Source organism: Anaerorhabdus sp. (genome assembly GCF_036657415.1).
GTDB lineage: Bacteria > Bacillota_I > Bacilli_A > Erysipelotrichales > Erysipelotrichaceae > Anaerorhabdus.
This window is the reverse complement of record NZ_JAVXGL010000047.1, coordinates 7,504-14,640: the sequence shown is the minus strand read 5'-3', so window position 1 is coordinate 14,640 and position 7,137 is coordinate 7,504. Positions and strand designations below refer to the sequence as shown.

The window sequence follows — 7,137 nt, the reverse complement described above, 5'->3', positions numbered from 1 at the left end:
AAATTTAGGAGTAATAACACAGGCTTTTGCAGGTATAATCAGTGGTCTTGCCATATTTTTACCTGGTATCTTATTAATTTACTTTATCTATCCCATTTGGCATGATCTTCGCCAAGTTAAAGCTATAAAAATTGCATTAAAAGGAATCAATGCAGTCGCAAGTGGTCTTTTACTTTCTACTGCAATCGCTTTGATTCTCCAACATGTAAATTCTATTACAAATCTACTGGTTGTTTTATTTTCACTAGGACTTTTATTCTATAAGAAAGTTCCTGCTCCTGTTATTATACTTATCACTATCCTACTTGGCTTCATCTTATAAACAAAAAGAAAAGCGTCTTTCGACGCTTAACCAAGAGGAAGAACTTCCACGATTTTTAGTACTAATGATGTTTCAGTAACCGTATCAGGATTAGCATCTTGATACTTTTTAAATTCTTCTTCTGATACTAATGCAAGTTTCAACTTTGCTCCTTGGTTTCTGAGTGTCTTTTCAATTTCTTGATTATTAGTATATTGATAAATAATTGCAACTGCTTCTTTTGTTCTTACAATGTTTTCACCTGTTTGATTAGGTGCTAAGTTTAATACTAATGTAGTATCATCTAACATACCAAATACCGCTACTGCTAAGTTTGGTGTATTATCTGGATTAACTGTTGCAATTGTCCAAGAGCCACTACGATTTTTTATAGCTTCAATTAGTTGATCACCTGTCCATGAACTCGCTTCATAGAAGTTATTTGTAGATGCACTTGTAAATGCATCCGGTGTTGTTGTTGGTTCTGGTGTTGCTTTTGGTGTTGATGAACATCCTATTAAACATAATGCCGAAAGGCAAATACAAACAATTTTTTTCATTTCTTTCTCCTATTTTTTTGCTTGATTCAAACAATCTACGACTGCTGTGCGAATGCGATTTGTTGTTAATGTTGCTCCTGAGATTACATCTACTTCTACACTATTTGATTCAACAATTTTTTCAGGAATCATCTTTAATGCACCTGATGCAATTTCTTCTGTTTCATTATTGCTTACTATTTTCACATCACTAATTTTTCCATCAGTGATTGTTACTTGAACTTTCATTTCGCCATATTGTCCATCAACAACTGATTGATATTCACCATCATTTAATGATTGGTTCATATCAAATTCAATTTTAACTTCTTCTTTTGTAAAGAAATTGATATCTAACATATTCGTTGCTGGTTTAACCGTATATCCTTCTGCTAATGTGTTGGTCATAATTTTTTCACCTGCGATATTTCCAAATACAATTGGACCCATAACGCCTGTACCACCTGATGCAAATTGACCCCAAATTCCACCAACTACTTCTCCGGCAGCATATAAACCTGGAATTGCATTGCCTTCTGCATCAAGTACTTGCATATCTTTGTTTGCAGTTACTCCACCAAGTGTAATAACCACAAGTGCTTTTAATGGCACTGCATAATATGTTTCTCCCTCAATCTTGTTTACCGCAAGATTATATGCATTTACTTCCCCATCATATTTTCTTCCTAATGAATCTGTACCTTTTGAATCAACTGCCGCATTATAGTCTTCAACAGTCTTTGATAATGTTTCAGCTGGTACTCCAATCATATCTGCCAATTCTTCAATTGAAGATGCTTTACTTACTTTAGAATAACCAGGAAGACCTTCTTCTGCATAGAAGTAATTCCACATCGTTGCAGCTCCTGCAGCATTTAAATCTTCAATGATTTTATCTGTAAAGATGTCATATTGAACAGCACCTGGTTGTTCTTCTAACGCAACTTCTCGAACTTCGACACGTGCTTCTGTTTCATCAACAAAGCGTTCGCCATTTTGATTAACACAAATACCACCTGTTTTCCAAGTATATGTTGGTGCAATTGCACCTGTTTGATTTGGACCCTCTAATCCCATTGGGAATGTTGGAATATAAGCCATTGTTTCATCATTAACATAACCACCAACTTGTTGCATCATGTAAATACCGTAACCATCTGATCCTTTAGATCCTCCAGCTAAGTAATTTGAACCATTTTCTGCAAAAGCTCCCATTAGCTTGTTATTACCAGAGTATCCCCCTGTTGCCATTATGATTCCTTTAGTAGCTTCATATTTTATTGTTTTATGTGTTTCATTATTTGTTGCAAGAACAGATACTACTTGTCCTTTATCATTTGCGATTAGTTGTGTTGCTTCTGTCATGAAATCAATTGTTATTTGATCATACTTTTTCACCTGAGTATCTAAAACTTCATGGGCTGCTGATTTATAAGTTTTAGGATCATCAGGTCTTGCTTTATATGTTCTTTGAACTGAATACAACGCATGCTCTGGTGCAAATACTGAACGACGTTCCTCTTTGTCAGTACTAAATGTATTATCTTTTAAGCCATTATCCCAAAGCCATTGAATCATTTCTATATCTTTTTCAGCATATACTCGAATTAATTCTTCATCCCCTTTACCAGCACCATTTTTCATGATGTCAGCAACATAAGAATCCACTGTATCTTCAATCCCATCTTCTTTTTGAATAATTGTGTTAGCTCCTGACATTGAGCCTGAAGTATAGTTTAAAGCTCCCCCTGTTGTTCCTGTCTTCTCGAGAATAATTACTGATTTAGCACCATTTTCAACTGCACTGAGTGCTGCTGCTAACCCTGCTCCTCCTGCACCAACAATAATTACATCAGCAGTTTTTGTTTCATCTGCAGTAATTTCTGGTGTCGGTTGACTTTCTGTTTTTGGCGTTGTTGTACACCCTGAAATCATTCCTAATGCTAATAAAAGCACCAATACTTTGTTAATTAATTTTTTCACATTATCACCTCGTCTTTATTTTACTATTTATCAATAATTTCACAATGTGTAAAACATGTCATTTTTTAATGATTTCATAACTAAAATAGGTTAAAATATACATAAACAAGTCAAGTGAGAACATTATGAAAAAATCATTACCTACAAACTATTTAATCCAAAAAGACCCACTTAGCGATTTATTAAGTAAATTTAATTTTTCGCCCATCTTTTTCTTTTATGCGTTACATAACCAAAAAAGTTTATTAAAAAATGATATTTTGACGCATTTCAAAATCTCATTCTTAATTACCGGTTCTATTAAAGTTTTATGCAACAGCATTTCTTATGAATTAGGCCCCAAATCTATTCTGTTAGTTCCTCCTTCACTTCTACATACAATAGAATGTATATCACCGGAACCAGTAACTTTCTATACAATTTACTTTGACCTACCTTTACAACAACGTGCTGAATTTATTGAATTATTTAAGCTTCAACAGGTTCAATGCATTTCCACCTTCTTATCTGATTTCACGTTGAAATTTATTGAAGATAAATATAATGACTTTCTCAAAAAGGAACAACTTACTTATCAATCAATCAAAATATTAATTGATAATTGTATGTTGAAATTATTAAAAGTAATTCAAAGTGATATCGTAAGCACACACAGTGAGTATCGCCATCAATATAGCGAAGAAAAGACTGTTTTAAAATGTATTGGCTATTTAGATGATAATCCTTATAAAAATGTAACCGTTGAAGATTTATGTGAACACTGTGCACTATCGCAAAGTTATTTATATCGATGTTTCACTTCATATCTCAATAGTTCTCCTAAGCAATTTATTACCACTTATCGTTTAAATAAAATTGAAGTGGATTTATTACAAAGTAGTAAATCAATTAGTGAGATAGCAAACCAATACGGATATTCATCAGTCTATGCTTTCTCTAACAGCTTTAAATCTTTTTATCATATGTCACCTAGAGATTTTCGCAAGCAATTGAATAACAAAAAAAAGAAGTTTGCATTATAAACTTCTTTTCATATTTAATTATTCTACACATAATCCTTTTTGAATGAGTAATTCAAATTCTGCTTGAGGTAATGGTTTACTAAATAAGAATCCTTGTGCATATTTACAATCAATTCCTAATAAGAATTCCATTTGTTCTATAGTTTCAACCCCTTCACAAATAACTTCTACATTTAAATCAGTCGCAATTTGAACAACTCTATGAATGATATTACGGACTTTTTCTTCCTTATCACTTTCATCCAATAATCCTTTATCTATTTTTAGGATATCTACCGAAATTTGATGTAATAGATGTAGAGATGAATATCCAGATCCAAAATCATCAATAGATATTAACAATCCAATATTCTTTATTTTCCTAATGATTTCATTAGATATCGTTTCCTGTCCAAATAGGGTTTCTGTAATTTCTAATTCGATGAAGTTAGGTGGAATATTATATTTGATAATCATGTTTTGAAGACGTTCAATGTAATTGCTCTTTAAGAAGTGTGTACGTGATTGATTAACCGATATGATAATTGGCTCTTGTCCAGCATCAATCCATTTACAAATCAGTTTGCATGCTTGCTCCAAAACAAAGAAATCTATTTCTGTAATTAGCCCACTTTGCTCAATTATCGGCAAAAATTCTGCTGGATTTAAGAATCCTAGTTTACTGTGATTCCATCTAATCAATCCTTCAGCACCGACGATTCGTTTTGTTGACATATCTACCTTGGGTTGGTAGTAGACTTGGAATTCTCCATTACTAAGCCCAGATTCAACATGATCACGTATTTCTTTTTCTCGCGCTATTCTACTTTGTAGTTCTTTATCCATATATACAATCGGTCTGTCTATTGAGCAGTTATTTCGTGCTATTCCAGCATGATCTATCGCATGAAGCAATGCATCATTTTGCTGTTGTACAAAGCCTACCCCAACAAACGCATGAAATTGTAGTATAAGATTTTCAATTGTGTATGAAGATATCATTTTAATTATTGCCATTAATGTTGTATTGATGTCCTCTTGATCCTTATAGTTAATTAGCATTAAGTAATGATCTGCATCATTATGTGCAACAACTGTTTGATCGTTGTTAAAACGATTGAGAATCCCTCCCAAACCTTCTAGAACTTTATCCCCAACGTCACGTCCATACTCCTCATTTATACTTGAGAAGTTTGATAAATCAATTGCAGCCACTGCATAGTTGTCTTTACTATTTTTTGAAAGCAGTGATTTGCCATGATATAAGAATCCATTTATATTCCATAGATTTGTAAGTTTATCTACATACGCAAGATCAAACATTTTTTTAGCATGTCTCCTATTGATTATAGCTATATACACTAAGATACCTATGATAACCGCAAAGACTGTGACGCTAACAGCCATAAATTCAATCGGGTGCTGTCTAAAGTAATTAGCAAGTGTCATTGGTGATTGTTGAAACATTGTATGTCGAGAAAGAATATCATTGAATGTTTGACTATTAATACTATTTATTTTTTTATCAAGGATTGAAAATAATCGTGCATCTACCGTTTGAGATACTCCAATAGAAAATTGTTGTTCCTCGTCATTTATAAAACTAGCACGTAAATTTTGATAAGTTACCAATGCCTTTTCTGCCGAATAAACATTTACTAATGCAAAGTCTGCTTCACCATTTGCAACAGCTTTAATTGCATCTCCTGTTGATTTCACAGGGACTTGTAATGCATTAGGATAATGCGATTCTAAATAATTTGCTTCAGTCATTCCTCCTGCGACAATCGCAATTGTATGATTTTCTTGAGCATTTGGATTGGTATTTTGACGTGAAAGCAAACTATAGTTTGTTTCTAAATACGAAGATGTAATACGCATTCGATATTTTTCAGCCAAGTTATAATCACTCTCAAATAAACACGCAATATCTGCTTGCCCATTTTGAAGCATTTCATAACTTTCTGCTAATGAATCTGTCGCAATATATTCAATTTCAATATTTAAATCTTCTAAAAGATATTTCATTAAATCAGCGGATATTCCTTTAAACTCACCATTTTCCCAATAAGATATAGGTGCCACATCCGGTCTAATAACAGCACGAATTTTAGGATTTGTTTCCAAATATTCTTTTTCTTCTCGTGTTAATTCAAATGTATTATCCGAATCATTACGATAGAATTCTTGATATAGATTATATTTTAATGCTGGATTATTCATTTCTATAGTTTCTAATGCCATATTTACTTCTGCTAATAATTCTGTATTTCCTTCTTTAACGATGGCATAAAAAGGTGATGGTGCAAATTGGGCAATAATAGATTCATTTTTTAATTTACGTAAACTACTAGTAAGAACCGCATCCACTTCTTTTGCTTTTAACGCATTTTCTAGCTCTTCTTGTGTGTTATACATAACAGGGGTATAAGTAAATCCTTTTTCCACTGCAAATTCAGCTAATCTATCATTGCGACTATTCCCTTGAAGCAAGCCTATTCGAATACCATTAAACTGTGGATAATCATTTCTACGCAAGGAAGTATTATCAGATGAAACGGTAAGTTGGGCATAGCTTGTTCCCATAGATGTAGATGAGAAATCAAATACTTCATCTCTAGCCTCACTATATTGTGCCGACGTTAATAAATCAATCTCACCATTTTTTAACATTTCTTGGCATTCTTCCCATGTCCCCTCGACATATTCAAATTCCCAGTCTGTATATTTCGCCATTTCATGTAAATATTCATATCCATAGCCACTTCTTTGATTATGTTCATCCGTTTCATGATATCCTTCAAACGCAAAAAAGCCAACACGTACTACACGGTTGGTATTCTCAGCTGTTGCATAGCTTGGAAATAATGAAAAACATATCATGATGATACTTAATAAAAAAGTTAAAACCCATTTCCCAATTAACTTTGAATTTCTCTTAATACTATAAATAGACTTAATCATATTTGTAATCCTCACATGAACATACCAGATTATTAGAATTATGAATTGTTTTTTGGATGTAAATGATTGGTGTATTTAACTAATTATATTTTATCATACCGCTTCAAAACTACAATCTAAAAAGTAAAACGCCTCTCAACGTTTCACTTATTTCTATACTTAGATATTATTTCTCTAATTGCTTTAGCATTTTCAGCTATTTCTTCTTTTGTACCTTTAGTTAATAATCCACCAAATCCACAAACATCAACGCCATTTTCTAACCATTCATGTAAGTTAGCTAAAGTTATACCGCCACTTGCAAGAATTGGCATATTGGGAAGAGGTGTTTTAAATACTTTACATAATT

General features: G+C 32.7%; 5 protein-coding genes and 1 pseudogene. 2 read left to right on the top strand and 4 right to left on the bottom strand.

The window, feature by feature from the left end; translation table 11 throughout:
- A partial coding sequence (locus RSB60_RS07645) for a chromate transporter (protein ID WP_332615546.1) occupies positions 1-322 on the top strand: 322 nt, incomplete at its 5' end.
- 26 nt (positions 323-348) lie between these two features.
- On the opposite strand, the gene RSB60_RS07640 is transcribed toward RSB60_RS07645, so the two are convergent.
- Together RSB60_RS07640 and RSB60_RS07635 are read right to left on the bottom strand one after the other, a co-directional pair.
- Positions 349-861 (bottom strand): hypothetical protein, encoded by a 513-nt coding sequence (locus RSB60_RS07640; protein WP_332615544.1) that lies wholly within the window; start codon positions 859-861, stop codon positions 349-351.
- Between the two features lie 9 nt (positions 862-870).
- Positions 871-2,823: an FAD-binding protein gene (locus RSB60_RS07635; protein ID WP_332615542.1), complete on the bottom strand. Its 1,953-nt coding sequence runs from the start codon at positions 2,821-2,823 to the stop codon at positions 871-873.
- A gap of 125 nt (positions 2,824-2,948) precedes the next feature.
- Here RSB60_RS07635 and RSB60_RS07630 point away from each other — a divergent pair, with 125 nt between their 5' ends.
- Positions 2,949-3,845: an AraC family transcriptional regulator gene (locus RSB60_RS07630; RefSeq protein ID WP_332615540.1), complete on the top strand. Its 897-nt coding sequence runs from the start codon at positions 2,949-2,951 to the stop codon at positions 3,843-3,845.
- 18 nt (positions 3,846-3,863) lie between these two features.
- Here the strand turns inward: RSB60_RS07630 and RSB60_RS07625 are convergent, their stop codons facing one another.
- On the bottom strand, positions 3,864-6,788 hold the full coding sequence (locus tag RSB60_RS07625; RefSeq protein ID WP_332615538.1) for an EAL domain-containing protein: 2,925 nt from the start codon (positions 6,786-6,788) through the stop codon (positions 3,864-3,866).
- Between the two features lie 143 nt (positions 6,789-6,931).
- Positions 6,932-7,137, bottom strand: a pseudogene (locus RSB60_RS07620) (ketohydroxyglutarate aldolase); the annotation flags it as partial.

Coding starts and splice junctions, on each gene's coding strand:
- RSB60_RS07625 (WP_332615538.1), bottom strand. CDS start 6,788: ATGATTAAGTCTATTTATAGTATTAAGAGAAATTCAAAGTTAATTGGG.
- RSB60_RS07630 (WP_332615540.1), top strand. CDS start 2,949: ATGAAAAAATCATTACCTACAAACTATTTAATCCAAAAAGACCCACTT.
- RSB60_RS07640 (WP_332615544.1), bottom strand. CDS start 861: ATGAAAAAAATTGTTTGTATTTGCCTTTCGGCATTATGTTTAATAGGA.